Source organism: Verrucomicrobiia bacterium (assembly GCA_035629175.1).
In the GTDB taxonomy this organism is placed as follows: domain Bacteria; phylum Verrucomicrobiota; class Verrucomicrobiia; order Limisphaerales; family DASXHY01; genus DASXHY01.
The window spans coordinates 69,808-87,609 of the sequence record DASPIL010000107.1; the positions used below are offsets into that span (position 1 = coordinate 69,808).

The 17,802-nt window shown below is 59.8% G+C and carries 7 protein-coding genes; all 7 read left to right on the plus strand.

Annotated elements, in window-relative coordinates:
- The first annotated feature begins 45 nt into the window (after positions 1 to 45).
- The 7 genes from VEH04_20070 (at position 46) to VEH04_20100 (ending at position 17,799) form a co-directional block, all read left to right on the plus strand.
- Positions 46 to 4,890 carry a LamG-like jellyroll fold domain-containing protein gene (locus VEH04_20070; protein HYG25070.1) on the plus strand — a complete coding sequence of 1,615 codons (4,845 nt, stop codon included), beginning with the start codon at positions 46 to 48 and terminating at the stop codon, positions 4,888 to 4,890.
- A gap of 96 nt (positions 4,891 to 4,986) precedes the next feature.
- Positions 4,987 to 5,745, plus strand: coding sequence for a prepilin-type N-terminal cleavage/methylation domain-containing protein (locus tag VEH04_20075; protein ID HYG25071.1), 759 nt, complete (start codon positions 4,987 to 4,989; stop codon positions 5,743 to 5,745).
- Between the two features lie 79 nt (positions 5,746 to 5,824).
- Positions 5,825 to 9,523, plus strand: a complete 3,699-nt coding sequence (locus tag VEH04_20080; GenBank protein ID HYG25072.1) for a DUF5107 domain-containing protein — start codon at positions 5,825 to 5,827, stop codon at positions 9,521 to 9,523.
- Positions 9,524 to 9,528: 5 nt separating this feature from the next.
- Positions 9,529 to 12,582: a glycoside hydrolase gene (locus VEH04_20085; protein ID HYG25073.1), complete on the plus strand. Its 3,054-nt coding sequence runs from the start codon at positions 9,529 to 9,531 to the stop codon at positions 12,580 to 12,582.
- Positions 12,582 to 13,487 (plus strand): GDSL-type esterase/lipase family protein, encoded by a 906-nt coding sequence (locus VEH04_20090; protein HYG25074.1) that lies wholly within the window; start codon positions 12,582 to 12,584, stop codon positions 13,485 to 13,487. Before VEH04_20085 ends, VEH04_20090 begins: the two co-directional genes overlap by 1 nt.
- Complete coding sequence (locus VEH04_20095) at positions 13,484 to 16,381, plus strand: glycoside hydrolase family 2 TIM barrel-domain containing protein (GenBank protein HYG25075.1); 2,898 nt, start codon at positions 13,484 to 13,486, stop codon at positions 16,379 to 16,381. Before VEH04_20090 ends, VEH04_20095 begins: the two co-directional genes overlap by 4 nt.
- Positions 16,378 to 17,799, plus strand: a complete 1,422-nt coding sequence (locus tag VEH04_20100) for a sugar porter family MFS transporter (protein HYG25076.1) — start codon at positions 16,378 to 16,380, stop codon at positions 17,797 to 17,799. The genes VEH04_20095 and VEH04_20100 overlap by 4 nt, the downstream gene beginning before the upstream one ends.
- The last annotated feature ends 3 nt before the right edge of the window (positions 17,800 to 17,802 follow it).

Consider the following 17,802-nt stretch of genomic DNA (forward strand, 5'->3'; position numbering starts at 1 on the left):
GGTGACCTTCGTTCGGCTGCGCCAGATCAAATCTCAACACAACCTATGAAGATCAGACAACTTCTGCTGGCAGCCGGTATCGCCAGCGCAACCGGAGAGAGTCATGCCCAGATACAATCCGCTGGAACCTTGTGGGTGAATGTCGACGCCACCGCACTTGCAATCGGAAGCGTCAACAACGTTCCGAACGGCGGTGCGTTGGGAGGGACCTTCGAAGCGCGAGGCGGCGGCACCACGGTTCCGATCGCAACAAACGTGGCGGGCGTCGTTGCCATGATGTTCGACGGCTCGAATGACTATCTGCAGCTTGCCGACTCCATCGGCGGTTCGCTGGTTCCGCCCGCGTCAGGATTGGCCGGGGTCAATGAGTCCGCATCGATTGAAGTTTGGGTTTACAATCCGACCGTCGGCACGGAGGAATCGATGGTGAGCTGGGGCCGCCGCGGAACCGCCGGCGCCAACCGGACCTTTTCCTACGGCTATTCAGGGCAGCTCGGCGCAGCTGTGCATCATGGCGCAGGTGCGACGGATCTTGGCTGGGAAGACAACGGCGGCGCGCCGTTGAACCATAAGTGGCATCATCTGGTTTACACCTTCGACGGCACCACCACGCGCGTCTATGCAGATGGCGTGCTGATGAACAGCGAACCCGTTTCGATCAACGTGGCAACCAACTCGGGCATCATGTTGGGCGCGCAATGGAACGCAGCAGGCACGGCGGTTGGCGGGCAGTATGCTTCCCTCGCCATGGCCAAAGTGCGGGTTCATGACGGTGCCTTGACGGCCTCTCAGGTGCTCAACAATTTCAACGTGGAGAAAACCGCCTTCATTCCTGGAGGACCTGCAGCGGCGCTGCTGGCGTCGGGCCCCACGCACCGCTATTCGTTCAACGAGGCAGCAACGGCCGATGCGGCCGGCTTGACGTTCAACGATTCAGTGGGAACGGCACACGGAACGATCCAGGCCGTGGGCAGTGTCCCGGCCCCGCAATTCACCGGCTCACGCCTGGTGCTTCCTGGCGGGCCTGTGGCAACAGGTTCTTACGCCGATCTTCCGAACGGAATTCTCTCGGAAAACAGCTCGGCCAATGGCGGTTCAGGCGAAGTTTCAGTTGAAGCCTGGTTCAAGGTCACGGGTTTCCGTCCGTGGACGCACTTGTTCGACTTCGGTTCGGCTGGAGTTGTGGGTTCAGCCGGAACGGAGCTGACCACGCCTGGCGGAAACTCGGGCCTGACGATGCTCGACGATTTCATGTATGCGATCCAGGTTGGCAACGATGTGAATCGGCATCGGCTCGAATGGGCGAACCGCGACATTGATCCCGCGGGAACGACAACCAACGCGACGCGCAATATCGAAGTGACGCAGAATGCGGTGTACAACACAGACAGGCATCTCGTCGTCACCTGGAAGGAAAGCACGGGAGAAATCCTCGCCTATGAAAATGGTTTGCAGGTCGCAACGTTGTTCGCTTCGAACTCAATTGCCGCGATCAACGACATCAACAACTGGATCGGCCGCTCGCAGTATGGTGACAATACGATGGAAGGAGAGATCGACGAGTTCCGCATTTACAACCACGTGCTGACGGCGGGCGAAACGCTGGGCAATTTCCAGGCTGGTCCCAATGTGGTTAACACAAGCGCTACGCTGGCAATTCAGAGCGATCCGCAAGATCTCTCCGTGAGCCAGGGCCAGGCGGCAGCGTTCTCAGTTTCGGCCGGAGGCACGCCTCCCCTGGCTTATCAATGGCTGCGCAACGGTTCGCCAATCCAGGGCGCAACGAACCGCATATACACAATCGCCTCCGCAAGCCCGGCGAATGCTGGCGCCATTTCCGTCCTCGTTTCCAACGCCACAACGTTTGTGGCGAGCAGCGCGGCAACATTTGCAGTAGTGCCTAACCAGGGGCCCGTCGCGCAGTTCCTTTACGAACGCCGTGACGGCAATCGCGACAACTACAGCGGCACGATCGGCGGTTCGTTTCAGGTGGGTGGTACGGATGTGCCCGTGACGCACCTCGGTTATTACGATCTCAATCACGACGGTTTGAACCAGGCGCACCAGGTTGGAATCTGGCCCGTGAGCGGCGGTGCCACACCAATTGCTTCTGTGACAGTTCCCGCGGGCGCGGGCGCATTCCTGACGAACGGGTATCGCTGGATTGCGTTGGATTCGCCAGTCCTCCTGCGCGCGAACACGACTTACATACTGGGCGCCGAGGTGACATCGGGCAGTGGCGATGGTTTCCCCGATAACTTCCCGCCGCTCCTGTGGAATCCGTTCTTCGTGGGGTCGAATGGTTACGACACCCGCCTTTCCCGCTATGGCGGCGCATGGCCAAACGCCCCGACGACTGGCAACCAGATCAACGGCATCTACGGCGCCCCGAATCTCGCCACGTTGCCGATCGGCCCAGCGCTCGTGTCAGTGTCATCGACAACAGTCACCCAATACACGGGCATGAACGTGACAGTTACGGCTGCGCTCGCGGGCCAGGCACCCGTGAGCGTGCAATGGTACAAGGCGCCTGGTACTTTGCTGGGAGGGCAGACGAATGCATCCCTCACGTTGTCCAACATCACAGCCGGCGCTGCGGGCGGCTATTACGCCATCGCTTCGAACAGTTTCGGAAGCTCTTCCCCGAGCGCGAATGTGACGCTCGTCGTGTTAAACGACACACCCGTGAGCATCACGCAACAGCCAGCCAGCACCAACGTGTTGGAAGGTGGTTCAGTATCCTTCACGGTTCTGACCGCAGGCACCCCGCCCGTTTCGTTCCAATGGCGTCGCAATGGCGGGAACATCGCCAATGCAACGAACGCCACCTACACCCTGGATCCCGTAACGCTCGCCAACAACGGCGACGTGTATTCGGTCGTGGCCTCCAACTTCGCCAACGGGTCCGCGCAATTGGCGGGAAGCGCGAACGCGACACTGACGGTCCTCCCGAACAAAGCGCCCGCCGCGCAAATCCTGCATTCGACCTGGGCCGGAAGCCGTGACGATTTCTCGGGAACCATCGGCGGCATCTTCCAGGTGGGCGGCGGCGATCGTCTGGTGACGCACCTTGGATTCTACGACAACAACGGTGACGGCCTTGCATTGGATCATCGTGTCGGCATCTGGCCCGCCACTGGCGGAACGGAGCCGATCGCGTGGGTGACCGTTCCCGCTGGAACGTCGGGATACCTGACCAACGGCTATCGATACGCGGCGCTGAATCCGCCGGCCGTCCTCACCAACGGAGTGTCTTACATCCTTGCAGCAGAGTCCTTCGCGGCATCAGGTGACGGCTGGCCCGATGCGAACACCACACCCGCCTGGGATGATTACTTCGTCGGCGTGAACGGTGCGACGACTCGCGACGTGCGTTACATCGGCGCGGGATGGCCAAACGGTCCGACCTTTGGTTCGGGTTACACCTGGGGCGCCAATCGCATCTATGGCGCACCAAACCTGGCTGTTCTGCCAGTCGGTTCGCCCGCTGCATGGGTCAGTCCTGCGGCCGTGACTGAATACGTTGGATTCAGCGCCGCTCTGAATGGGGTGGTGAATGGCGATGCACCGCTGACAGTGCAGTGGTACAAGGCGCCTGGAACCGCACTCGCAGGCGAGACCAACCTCACGCTTGTGTTCAACAGCCTGACGCTCGCTGACGCGGGCGACTATTACCTGGTGTCTTCAAACACGGTGTCGGGTGCTGTCGGCCAGAGTGCGAACGTCACGGTCACGGTGCTGGCATTGACCGCGCCGAACGTTACGGAAGATCCACAATCGCAATCCGTGTTCGCTCATTCCACCGTCACCTTCAACGGCGCCGCGTCGGGAACGCCGCCCCTGAGCTATCAGTGGACGCTCAACGGATCCGCAATCCAGGGGAAAACGAACGAAACGCTGACGTTAACCGGAGTTTCGTCCGCTGACGCCGGAAGTTATCGGCTCCTCGTCACCAATCTGTATGGCTATGACCAGAGCGCGCCCGCAACGCTGTCGATCATTCCCGTGCCCAGCGGCAGCTACGCAGCGTCCGTGATGAGTCCCGACCTGCTGTTGTATTATCGCTTGAACGATGCCGCAACCGGCCTTGGCATTGCAACCAACCAGGGCAGCGCCGGCTTTGAATATAACGGAGCCTATCGTGGTGGCTATGGGAGCGGCAGCGGCCCGACTGTGTCGAACTTCGAGCCCGGAAACACGGCTGTGGCGCTGGATGGCTTCACTGCAGACGTGCAGGCGACGACACCAGACGTGCTGATCTCCGGCGGGACTATGGCGGCCTGGGTGTATCGTCCGACAGAACAGGTTCCCGATGCGGGGATCTTCTTCCATCGCGGCACGGACACGATCGGTTTGAGCGTGTTTCCGGATACGGCAACGGGATCCGACGCCCTGCGTTACACCTGGAAGGGAACGCACTTCACCTTTGCAAGCGGTCTTCTCATCCCAACAAACGAGTGGGCACTTGTCGCGGTCAGCGTCACTTCCGATGCCGCGACGCTTTATGTCATCGACAGCACCGGCGTGCGCAGCGCCCAGAATGTCGCTGCCCACGGCGACGTCACCCTCGGCGGCGCAACCCACATCGGGTGGGATTCGGCCGGCGGAAACATTGGCCGCCGTTGGAACGGCTCCATTGATGAAGTGATGCTGTTCAATCGCGCGTTGTCGGACGCCGAAATCGAAAGTCTCTACACGGGGTTGGCGGCAACAGTGTCGCTGTCAATGGAACGCTCGGGCAACATGCTGATCCTGAATTGGACGGGTGGCGTGCTCATGCAGGCGGACAGCCTGAACGGTCCCTGGTCGCAGGTGAATGGCGCGAGTTCGCCGCTGCAGGTGCAGATGACGGAGGATCAGAAATTCTATCGCGTTCAGCGAAATCCGTGAACGACCACCAGCCGCCGGCTGCAAACGGCGGCGGCTGCCGCAACAGAGAGAGACCACATGAAAATTGAGAGATCAGCCGGCCCTGGAGCCAGTCGGATGCGAGCGCGGACAACGAACGTTCGCCAGGGATTCACATTGATTGAGTTGCTGGTGGTGATTGCGATCATAGCCATCCTTGCAGCAATGCTCCTCCCTGCCTTGTCGCGCGCCAAGATTCGCGCGCAACGCATCCAGTGCGTCAATAACCTGAAGCAGATCGGCGTCGGGATGACCATGTATGCCGATGACAACAACGAGTTTTATCCGGCATTCCTGCAATGGGCTGCGTGGGGCGGAAAAAAGGGAAGCACCACAATGGAAGGAGGTCACGTGACTGAGGAGAAGCGTCCGCTGAATGCCTACATCAAGAATGTGAACACGTATCGCTGCCCGGGCGACAAGGGTGATTCCCTCAAGCCGACATGGCCCGCAGGGCTGACCTGTTTCGACGCCTGGGGAACGAGTTTCGTCGTCCCCTGGCGCGGCCTGAGTTTTGCGGCCGCGCCAGATTACGGCTGGCTCGGCATCGCGTGCATTGGGGGGAACAGTTTCCCAGGCCAGGAGGTCCCTTCAATGAAAGTGCGGGAGATTGCGAAGGATCCCACGCGGAAGATCATTTCGATGGATTGGGCAGGCGCGCCTGACCGCTCAGTAGACCAGGCCGCAAACACCTGGCACAGCGACCGAGGCAAAGGCCTTTACAACATCCTTTACGGCGACACGCACGTGGAAGGCTACCTGTTCAAGGCGAAGGAGCGTTATCCCGACGTGAGTTACGGAGCCAAGCCTGACGCAGCGCTTCGAAACTACTGGTAACTGCAATGAGAGTTTTCATCGGGCCGCCGCACACCCCGTGCGGTGCCGCGGCCATAGCCAGACGAAAGACGGTATTTGAATGAGTGGTAAGAATCGCGAACCTGCAACTGCAACCCTGATTTCACGTGACAACGGTGCCTCACAAGCGAATGGTTCCGGCATGCATCGTTCCGGAAAACGGCCGGCCGTCCAGGTCCGCGTCGAGGAGTTGACGCTTCCCACCTACCTTCCGGCGGCGCCGGATCGCAACCCAATGTTCCTCGAGAAACGCGTTTACCAGGGCAGCAGCGGACGCGTTTATCCGATTCCGTTTACGGATCGCATCGCGGAGAAGCCAGTCGATCGAACATGGAAAGCCATCTGGCTGGAAAACGAATACATCCGAGTTCTCGTCCTGCCTGAAATTGGCGGCCGCATCCACGCGCTGCAGGACAAGACAAATGGCTATGACGCGCTCTATCGCCAGCCCGTGATCAAGCCCGCACTGGTCGGCCTTGCAGGACCCTGGATCTCAGGAGGCATTGAGTTCAACTGGCCCCAGCACCATCGTCCCGCAACGTTCCTGCCGGTGGATTTCGAGATTGAGGAACATGCCGATGGATCGGCTACGATCTGGTGCAGCGATCACGACCCGCTGGCGAGGATGAAGGGCATGCACGGCATATGCCTGCATCCCGGCAGGGCGTATGTTGAGGTGAAGGTGCGCGCGTACAATCGCACTCCGCAAATTCAGACGTTTCTTTGGTGGGCCAATGTCGCCACCCGCGTGCACGAGGCTTACCAGAGTTTTTTTCCGGGCGACGTTTACTACGTGGCCGATCACGCGCGCCGATCGACGAGCGAGTTCCCGCTGTGCCGCGGCCATTACTATGGGGTCAATTACGGCGAGCGCGGGCGCAAGGGAGTTCCGCCTGATGAAGTGCCCGCGCAATTTCTCGCGCCGCATTGCGGCGGGACGAAAACAAAGCCCGAGGGCTTGCCGGATTACGCAGCGAATGACCTTTCGTTCTACGCCAACATCCCGGTGCCCACGTCTTACATGTGCATGGGCAGCCAGCACGACTTCTTCGGCGGATATGATTTCAAGGCGCAAGCCGGAATTGTCCACTTTGCGAATCACCATATCTCGCCGGGCAAGAAGCAATGGACATGGGGCAACCACGAGTTTGGTTACGCGTGGGATCGAAACCTGACGGATGCCGACGCCAATGGCGAATACGGTCCTTATGTTGAAATCATGGCGGGCGTTTATACCGACAACCAACCCGACTTCAGTTTCCTTCACCCGGGCGAAACCAAAACGTGGAGCCAGTATTGGTATCCGATCCAGAAGATCGGCCCTGCCAGCATGGCCAATCTGGATGGAGCGGTGAGCCTCCGCCTGCAGCAGCGCACCGCAACGGTTGGCGTCGCGGTGACCCGTCTTGCGCCGGGATGCACGGTGAAAGTCACATCGCGCTCCAAACCCGTTGCGCGCTTCACGCGTGACCTCGCCCCGGACCAGCCGCTCGTGGAGCAGTTCCAGATTCCGCGAGGTCACTCGGAAACCGGACTGCGCGTCGTTGTCACTGATGGCGAGGGAAACGAGGTGATCTCGTATCAGCCCGAAACCCCGGTTAAACGCGATCTTCCACCGCCAGCCTCAGAGCCGCCTGCGCCCGCGGACATTGCGAGCAACGATGAGTTGTTCGTCACGGGTTTGCACCTGGATCAATACCGCCATGCGACCCGCAGCCCGAGCCTTTATTGGAGGGAAGCATTGCGACGAGATCCACTTGATGCGCGTTCCAACAACGGGATGGGACTCTGGCATCTGAGGCGGGGGGAGTTCGGGCAGGCGGAGATGCATTTTCGGAAAGCAATAGAACGGCTTACGCGGCGGAACGGTAATCCCGCAGACGGCGAACCGCTTTACAACCTCGGCGTGTGCCTTCGTTTGCAGGGGCGCGATGACGAAGCTTACGGGGTGTTTTACAAGGCGGTCTGGAACCAGGCATGGATGGCGGCGGGCTGCCACGCGCTGGCTGAAATCGATTGCAGGCGCGGGCAATGGCCGACGGCACTGGACCATCTTGATCAATCGCTTCGCTTCAACACCGACAACACACGCGCGCGAAACCTGAAAGCCGTTGTGCTGCGACGCTTGCATCGTGCCAGTGAAGCCGATGAACTCCTGGCTGCCACGCTGGCGCTGGATCCCCTGGACTGGTGGGCACGGCACCTGGCGGGCGGGCCCGCGGATTGTGATCTGCAGGCGCGATTGGACGTCGCCCATGATTTTGCGCGCGCGGGATTGTTCAACGAGGCAATCGATTGGCTTGAACTTGCGCCGTCCCAAAAACGGGTGGCGCCAGGGGAGTTGCTCAACCAGAACTGGGGCGCGTTGCCGCTGGTCCACTACACACTCGGCTGGCTGCAGCATCGCAACGGCAACGGGAAAGCTGCGCGCGATTGCTTTAATCGCGCCGCGGAGATTGCTCCCGACTACTGCTTTCCCGCGCGCATCGAGGAGATCGCCATTCTCGAACTCGCGATGCAGGTGAATCCCGGGGACAGTCGTGCGCCGTATTATCTTGGCAACCTGCTCTATGATCGAAGGCGTCACGAGGAGGCGATTGCGCTGTGGGAACGGAGTGTCCGTTTGAACGCTCGGTTTGCCACCGCGTGGCGCAATCTCGGGCTCGGTTACTTCAACATTCGCAAGGAGCCCTCGCGCGCCCGCTCCGCCTATGAACACGCATTCTGCTGTGATCCGAACGACGCGCGGCTGCTGTACGAACGCGACCAGCTTTGGAAGCGATTGGGAGTGAAGCCGTCGCGACGGCTGCGAGAACTGGAGAAACACAGCACGCTGGTGCAGCAACGCGATGACCTTTCGGTCGAGCTGTGCGCCCTCTACAATCAGACGGGGCAGCACGTGAAGGCCATGCAACTGGTCAGCAGCCGAATATTCCAGCCGTGGGAGGGCGGCGAAGGCAGGCCGTTGGGACAGCATGTGCGTTCGCAACTTGCGCTCGGACGCGCTGCCCTCGCGCATGGCGACTTCCAGAACGCGCGCGCGCACTTCGAACACGCGCTGACGTCGCCACGCAACCTCGGCGAGGCCAAGCACCTCCTGGCGAACCAGAGCGACATTTTTTACTGGCTTGGCTGCGCACTCAGCGAACTGGGCGAAAACAAACTCGCTCGCAGGAATTGGCGTGCCGCTGCGACGTCCAAGGGCGACTTCCAGGAAATGAGCGTCAGGGCGTTCAGTGAAATGACGTTCTACTCGGCGCTTTCCTGGCGCCGGCTGGGAAACGAAGCCCGCGCCCGCGCGTTGTTCAGCGAACTCCTCGGCTACGCCCTCGCACTGGAACGCGCGCCTGCAAAGATCGATTTCTTCGCCACTTCACTCCCGACGATGCTGCTGTTTGAGGATGATCTTAAGCTGCGGCAGCAGACCACCGCGTTGTTCCTCCAGGCGCAGGCGCGCCTTGGGCTCGGCGAGCATGCGAGCGCGCGGGCTCTGTTGCAACAAGTGCTGGAACGCGATCCGAACCACGCGATGGCATCAGACCTTTTGAATGAAGTGAACGGCCGTAGAGCTTCGAAACCGCGCTCGGGACATCCATCGGGCCCGCTCGCGCCGGCAACGGCGGCGCACGCCATCGGTGCGGATGGCGCCAGGGGCGAATTGCATGAGGCGAACGCCCAGGCAAACGGAACGCGCAAGGGCTCTTCAGACGGCGGCGGCGTGGTGCCGCTCGCCGCAGCCCCGGATCCCCGCAGGAACTAAACGCGATGGCGGGCCAATCGCGAATTCCTCGCCGCCACTCGTGCCATCCGGGGTTCGGCGGGATCCTGCTGGCGGTGGTGTTCATGGCTGCCATGGATGCCTGCGGCCGGAGCTTCGATGCCGCACAGGTTCCGCACGACGCGATCCCCGCCTTCACGTCTGATGACGGGGCGCTTGTGATCTCAGCCTGGGCGGACTTCACTGCCTCCGGCCCCGCCAATTTGGGTCAGGCTGGAAATTGGCTGGGTGTAACGGGAGGAAATCACAGTGCAATTGATGGCAGCGAATCTGTCACAATTCAATTTGCCACCAATGCTTCTCTGTTTCGCATCGGACATATCTGGACGCGCTCAAAGGTGATCATATCCGGATTTGCCAGTGATCCGGGTTTTGTCGACGCGCATGGACAGGCGAAGGTCGTCAACTATCAGGATGGAACGCTGACGTATGTTCTTGGCTGGGACGCGGGTGCGGAGCGCATTGTCACGTTCACGAACCCGGGCGCTTCCGCCGGGCGCACGCTGCGCATCAACGTGCAGGACGCAATGCCGGGCTGGCAGGCGACGATCACACGCATTGATTACGGATTGGACGGCGTGCTACCCGCAACGGTTGGCCTGCGTTCCACGGCTCAAATGATCGACAACTTCTCCGCCTCCGACGCGTGGTCGATGCAGAATGCCGGGTTGTGGTCTGATTCCAATCGCGTGCAGGTTGCCGACCTGCTGTTCACGACAAACAATGGAATCGGACTTTCCGCGTGGCGATTCAATCTCAACGCGGGATTCGATCCCGCAGTGCAACCTGGAAACCGCTGGCAACTCTGGAGAACGGGCGAAGGTTTTCTCGTGGCGTCGAACCAGTACGACTGGACGCGCCAGGCGGGGCAACGCTGGTTTTTGGCGGCCGCGAAGGAGCGGGGAATTCGGGAATTCATAGCCATGGCCTACAGCGCACCGACCAACTTCACCCGCAACGGCCGAGTCTTTGGAACCGAAGGATTGGGTTCATCCAATCTAAAGCCCGGTTTCGAACCAGCCTTCGCACGCTATCTTGCCGACATCGTTGCGCATTTCAGAACCAACGCCGATGAGCGCGAGCGAGTCGCTTTCAATTACCTGATGCCGGTGAACGAGCCCTACTGGGATTGGAACGGCAACTCACAGGAAGGGTCCCGCTATTCGAATCCTGACATCATTGAACTCGCGCAGGCGCTCCATCCCGCGCTGCGTGCGCGCTCGCTTGATACCGAAATTCTGCTCGCAGAGGCAGGCGATTTGCCCGGGCTGTATGCCTTGCGCCAGGACATCAGCGGGAAGTATGGCGAGCCCTACGGAAATTACCTGGGCGCGTTTGATTCCATCACAAATCTGATTTCGCACAACCTTTCCGCGCACTCCTACTTCACTGAAAACCCAACGAACCTGCTCGTCGCCGTTCGCGCCACGCTGCGTCAGCACATGGAGGCTAAGCAGCATTTTAGATTTTGGCAGACGGAGTATTGCATCCTCGGCCCGAACGGCCCTGGGCGCGACCTCACCATGACGACCGCGTTGAACGTGGCGCGCGTAGTCTGGGCAGACCTTTCAATTGCGAACGCGGCTGCCTGGCATTGGTGGCTCTCGTTGTCGCAGGCCGATTACAAGGACGGTCTGCTCTACACAGATTGGTGGCAGGCAGGAGACATTGAATCACTGTATTGCTCGAAGAATTTTTGGGCGTTCGGCCAATGGAGCAGGTTTATCCGGCCAGGTTGGAGGCGCGTGGAAATGCCAGGATTCGAAGACGTTTTTGGGCTGATGGGCGCAGCCTTCATCGAGCCAGAGACAAACAGCGTGGCACTGGTCTTCGTCAATCACTCTAACAAGCCGTACTACGTTGCGCCTGAGGTCGGCAAAGTGGCGTTCTGGTCGGCGTGGGTGACTTCGGCCGCCACTTCAGACAACCTTTCTCCACTGCCGCCCGTTGCTGCGGAAGCAATGTGTATCATCCCGCCATCTTCAGTCGTGACCTTGGTGGGCAACGTGAGCGGAACGGCCCCACCCCATCCTGTTATCAGCGGAATCAGCGATCTGACCATGCGGGCGGGCGAGTCGTTGACGTTCCAGGCGAATGTCGCGTGTGCGGGATTTCCTGCGGCGCTGATCAACCTGTCCGTGTTCTCCGACAATCCTGCGCTGCTCGCCAGTTCGCGGCGGCTGATTGTGACGAATTCGATCACACGCGAATTCTATGTGAACTTCTCGGGAACGAACCTGGCGCACCTTGCTGCCGCGCCACGATTCCCAAATGAACCTCACGCACGGCATTCAATGATCAGTTTCGAGACTCCGGAAAACCTCGGCGGCGTCTACGGGACCCGGGTGCGGGGCTTTGTGGTTCCGCCTCAAGACGGCGAATACACGTTCTGGATCGCCAGCCGCGACGCGAGTGAATTGTTCCTCGGCAGCGACGAGAATCCCGCCACGAAAACACGGATTGCGTTTGTAAGTGTTGCGACGGAACCACGTCAATGGACGCAGTTGACGACGCAAGAGAGCGCGCCGATTCGGCTGCAGGCCGGGCGACGATACTATGTCGAGGCGGTGCACGTCGGGCACTCCAGCGGAGATCATCTTGCAGTCGGGTGGAGGCTGCCTGACGGCAGAACCGAACGCCCGATCCCCGGCAAGCGCCTTTCGCCCTGGACCGATCCGTTCGCGGAAACAGCGAGTTTCAATGTGGTGCTAAGTTCCATGACGAACGCCGGTACGGCGGCAAACCTTTTCATCGTGGCCCGTGTTCCCGGCGGGATTGCTGTGACCAATGAGGTTCGGGTGACACTGCAGCTGCCCGGCGCCATCTCACCAAACCTGCGCGCCGAGGTTGGCGATGGCGAGGTGCATCTCAGTTGGCCGCGAAAGCAACTCGGATGGGTGCTTGAAGCGCAAACGAATCCGCTGAGTGCGGGGCTTGGAAACCATTGGACTCCTATTGCGACGTCGTCTGTCACCAATCATTGGAGTTTGTCGATGGACTTGAATAACCCCGCTGTGTTTTACCGTCTTTCCGAACCGTGATGACTGAACGCTCGAGCCTCGTAGCGCAGGTTTCCAAACCGGCTGTATCGCAGACGTCCCCGTCTGCCCGCGCTTGGTGCGCCCCGCGGGTCCGGAAGCCTGCGCTAGATGTTCAGTTTGCGTTGCTTGCGATTCTCTTTGCGTGCCTTTCCGGATGTTCGACGGTGGATCAGCGCGAAGCGCGGCCGTTGCGCATCCTTCCTGTCGGCGATTCAATCACGGCTGGCTACACGGACAACCCGGCCTGGCGGACGCCGTTCGAATTCGGATATCGGGAGCCCCTTTTCCAATTACTGCGCAGCAACCGGATTGCGTTTCGATTCGTCGGCGACTCGCAGGAACCGTGGAATGGACTTTGGAAAGTTCCGACCAACTCCCCCAAGCCGGATTTGCGCTGCTTCGGCCAGGACCATCACGAGGGTTACGGCGCGAAAGGAACCGCGTTCGTGGCGCAGCACATCGGAAGGTGGATGGAAACGCATCAACCCGACATCGTGTTGCTGATGATCGGCATCAACGACATCGCCGCGGGCTCGACAAACCCGCCCGCGGCGGCCATCACCAACCTACAGCGTATCGTGGACACCATCGCCACGATCCGTCCGCGAACGCATGTGATTGTTGCGGAAAATATTCCCTACACAAAGCCGACCCCGGCGATGGTGGAGTTGAATCGATTCATCTGTGAAACCCTGGTTCCTGCGGCGCGCGCGCAAGGACGGAATGTCAGCAGCGTGGACCACTATTCCATGATGGTCTCCGGGTCCGATCCGCTCACGGGTGATCGACGCTGGTATTCGAATGGATGGAATCATCCAAACGCCGCCGCTTATCACCGCATGGCACAGAGTTGGTTTGAAGAAATTCGGCGCGTGGCAAAAGTGAAGGTGGAGGAGCCTCGATGAACCCGGTTTCCCGCGCGGCGCTCGTGTTGATCCTCCTTGGCGCGTTTCACCTGCACGCCGGCGTTATCAACCTCGCGGGGCGATGGGAGTTCGCATTGGATTCGAAGGACGAAGGCGTGACGTCGCATTGGTGGACGGTGCCGTTTGGGGATCACATTCAACTTCCCGGAACGACAGCAATCGCGGGCAAAGGCGAGCCGCTGGAAATCGATCTGAGGCTCGACAGAAAAAATATTGGCCAGCTTCACCCTAAGTTCTCGCACATCGGCCCGGCTTGGTATCGCCGCAGCGTCGATCTTCCGGAGTCGTGGCAGAAAAAGGACGTCCAACTCACGCTGGAACGCGTGTTGTGGGAGACGCGGGTGTGGGTAAATGGAACTGAAATCGGCAGGCAGGACAGCCTGAGCACGCCGCATCGGCACGATATTACCCGCACCATCCGCCCCGGGTCTAATGACATCGTGATTCGCGTCGACAATCGCAAGAAGATCGAGATTGGCGGCGGACACGCGTATACGCCGGAGACGCAGACGATTTGGAATGGAATGGTTGGGGAATTGAAAGTTGAAGCGCGGGATCGCCTGCGCATCGAGCATGTCGCATTGCGACCAGACGTTGCGCGCGGCGGTGTAGAGGTTGAACTCAAGTTGCACAACGGCACAGGTAAGACGCTGAGCGCTGAGCTGGCGACGGAGGTTGTTGGGCGGAAATTTCGCGCTCGGTTTGAGGAGATCCGCGAGCGCGTAACAGTTCCGCCCGGGGTCAGCACCACGACGCGCTTTCACTCGTTGAGCCCAGCCTTCGAGCTCTGGTCAGAATTCAATCCCCGGCTCTACACGCTGCGCGCGACGCTTTCAACGTGCGAATTCGAATCGAAGCAGGAGCGTGGGTTCGGAATGCGCGCGTTCAAAGCTGAAGGACGGCAGCTGGCGGTAAACGGCAATCCGGTCTTTCTTCGTGGAACACTCGAGTGCTGCATCTTTCCTGAGACGGCGCATCCCGCAATGACGGATTCGAAGTGGGAGACGATCTTTGAGGCAGTGAAGGAGCATGGATTGAATCACGTGCGTTTTCACTCGTGGTGTCCGCCCGAGGCGGCGTTTCGGGTGGCCGATCGCATGGGTGTCTACCTGCAGGTGGAATTGCCCAACTGGAGTTTCAAGATGGGCGAGTTGCCGGCTGCGGATGAATTTTTTCGTCAGGAAGGCGAGCGGATGCTGCGGGAGTATGGACATCATCCATCGTGGGTGATGTTCAGCATGGGGAACGAATTGCTGGGCGACCTCGAAAAGCTGGATGCATTGGTCGCAGGATTGAAGCCGCTGGATTCAACCAGGCTTTTCACAAGCACATCCTATTCGTGGAGCGCCGATGGAGCCCCGCGGGGTTTGCTTCCGGGGCCGCAGGACGATTTCTTCATTTCGATGAAAACACAGTGCGGGTGGGTGCGCGGGCAGGGATTCTTCAACGACACAAAACCGAACACGACCAATGATTATGCAGAGGGTGCCGCTTGTTTCGATGTTCCGCTGGTGAGCCATGAGGCAGGCCAATACAATATTTACCCCGACCTGCGCGACCTGCCGAAATTGAACGAGGGACCCCTGCGCGCGACAGCCTGGGAGGCGATGAAGCTGGATCTTGAGAAGAAGGGCCGCCTGGAAGAGGCCGGACGTTACGTTCGCGACTCTGGAAAACTGGCTGCGATCCTCTACAAGGAAGAGATCGAACGGGCGCTGCGAACGAGGCATCAAGCGGGAATTCAGCTGCTGGATTTGCACGATTTCCCGGGGCAGGGCACGGCGACGGTCGGGTTGCTCAATGCGTTTTGGCAGAGCAAGGGCATCATCAGCCCGCACGAGTTTCGACGATTCGCTGGGGCAACCGTGCCCCTGGCGCGGTTACCCAAGCGGACATTTGAGAACACGGAAACCCTGGAGTGCGCGATTGAAATCGCTCACTTCCGCGAGATGCCGATTCGGAATGTTTTGGTTGAGTGGACGCTGCGGGAAAGGAGCGGTCGACCCCGGATTTTCGGCGGTCGCCTGGTTGGCCGCGGGGAATTTCGTGTGCCTGAAATTCCGCTCGGCTCGGGAATCTCCTTGGGAAACGTTCAACAGCCGCTGAGCGCACTGGAACACGCAGCGAAGCTCACGCTGGAAGTGCGGGTGCGTGGAACCCGGATTGCGAACGATTGGTCGGTATGGGTGTATCCATCCAACGCTAGCACGGCGGGCGTTGATGACGTGCGCGTCTGCGAGGCTTTTGACGAGACCTTGTTCGCCGCTTTAGCCGACGGTGAAAAGGTGTTGTTGTTGCCGCGGCGTGCTGCGTTGAGGACGCCGGTCGATGCGCAGTTTGTCCCCATGTTTTGGAGTCCAACCGCGAACCCATCAAAGCCTGGAACATTGGGCGCAACCATCGATGCAGCGCATCCGATCTGGAAAAACTTTCCGACGTCCACCCACACGGACTGGCAATGGTGGGAATTGTTGAGCAGTTCGTTCGCAATCGACCTGGACGGCGTTGTGCCGCGGCCAGTCACGCCGTTCGCATTCGTCGACAAGTTCAATCGCAACGCGCTGCCTGCTGGCGTCTTTGAAGTGCGCGTGGGGACGGGGCAGTTGCTGGTCTGTACCCTTGATATTACCAATGATCTCGACGCGCGAATCGTCGCGCGGCAACTCCGCAAGAGCATCTTGTCTTACATGAACAGCCGTGACTTCAACCCGCGCACCGAGTGGACGCCTGAGATCCTTCGCACCCTCGCACGAGCACGTGCGACACAGCAGACTTGGAAGTCTGCGCCACGTGGGAACGAAACGCCCTGGAACGCGCCTCGCGCTGAGCGTCGCGCCGGCGGATTCTTTTTATACCGGTTCACATTCCTATGATCACCACTGCTCCAAGTGAAAGTTCGAAGCTCAAGGCGGACTACCATCGCGGCTATGTCTGGTTAATCTCGTCCGTCGCCGCAATGGGCGGATTGTTGTTTGGCTGGGACTGGGTGGTGATCGGCGGCGCGAAGCCCTTTTTTCAACGCTTCTTCAACCTGACAAGCGAGGCGCAGATCGGGTGGGTGAACAGCTGCGCCTTGATCGGTTGTCTCGTCGGCGCGGTTGCCGCTGGCGCGCTCAGTGACAAGTTCGGCCGCAAGCGGCTGCTCATTCTCGCCGCCTTGCTGTTTGCGGTGACCTCGCTGGGAAACGCCTTGGCGAATACGTTCAACATTTTTGTGTTCTGGCGGATTCTCGGTGGAGTTGCCATCGGACTGGCATCAAATCTCTCGCCGCTCTACATCGCAGAAGTCGCCCCCGCGCAGGTGCGTGGGAAACTGGTTTCGATCAATCAATTAACCATCGTCATCGGCATTCTCCTCGCCCAATACATCAACTGGTTTCTCGTTCGGAATCTTCCCGAGGGCGCAACGGATGAGTTCATTCGCAACTCGTGGTTCGGGCAGCAGGGCTGGCGCTGGATGTTTGGCCTCACGGCCGCACCGTCGCTCCTGTTTTTGCTCGGGATGTTCTTCGTGCCGGAAAGTCCGCGCTGGCTGGCGAAGATCGGGAACGATGAACGCGCGCGCGCTGTTCTCAGGAAAATCGGAGGCGCTCGGTACGCGGCGGCAGCATCTGACGAAATCCAGTCATCGCTCGCAAGCGAACAGGTTGAGCGGGTCCGGTTTTCCGAACTGCTCGCCCCGCGCATGCGCAACGTGCTAATACTCGGCATCGTTCTCGCCGTCTTCCAGCAATGGTGCGGCATCAACGTCATCTTCAACTATGCGGAGGAAATATTCCGCGCCGCCGGTTACGACATCTCGAGCGTGCTGAAGAACATCGCCTGGACGGGATCCGTAAACCTGGCGTTCACGTTCGTCGCGCTCGGCGTGGTCGACCGCGGAGGACGCCGTCCGCTCATGCTTCTTGGCTCAGCCGGCCTTGCGTTGATCTACATCGCGATGGGCTTCTGTTATCACAATGAAGTCAAAGGTCTCCCCATGCTGCTGCTCGTCCTTGCGGCCATTGGCTGTTATGCGATGTCGCTCGCTCCCGTGACCTGGGTGGTGATTTCCGAGATATTCCCGAACCGGATCCGCGGCGCCGCCATGGCAGTTGCAGTGACGTCGCTCTGGATCGCCTGCTTCATTCTCACCTACACGTTCCCGATCCTGAACGCGAAGATGGGTTCGGCAGGAACCTTCTGGCTCTACGCGGCGATCTGCATCGCGGGCTTTTTCTTCATCAAGTTCAAGCTCCCCGAAACCAAGGGAAAGACGCTGGAACAAATTGAAAAAGATTTGGTGGATTAACGA

Excerpts from the sequence above, each read along its gene's own strand:
- VEH04_20070 (HYG25070.1), top strand. The coding sequence starts at position 46 with ATGAAGATCAGACAACTTCTGCTGGCAGCCGGTATCGCCAGCGCAACC.
- VEH04_20075 (HYG25071.1), top strand. The coding sequence starts at position 4,987 with ATGCGAGCGCGGACAACGAACGTTCGCCAGGGATTCACATTGATTGAG.
- VEH04_20080 (HYG25072.1), top strand. The coding sequence starts at position 5,825 with ATGAGTGGTAAGAATCGCGAACCTGCAACTGCAACCCTGATTTCACGT.
- VEH04_20085 (HYG25073.1), top strand. The coding sequence starts at position 9,529 with ATGGCGGGCCAATCGCGAATTCCTCGCCGCCACTCGTGCCATCCGGGG.
- VEH04_20090 (HYG25074.1), top strand. The coding sequence starts at position 12,582 with ATGACTGAACGCTCGAGCCTCGTAGCGCAGGTTTCCAAACCGGCTGTA.
- VEH04_20095 (HYG25075.1), top strand. The coding sequence starts at position 13,484 with ATGAACCCGGTTTCCCGCGCGGCGCTCGTGTTGATCCTCCTTGGCGCG.
- VEH04_20100 (HYG25076.1), top strand. The coding sequence starts at position 16,378 with ATGATCACCACTGCTCCAAGTGAAAGTTCGAAGCTCAAGGCGGACTAC.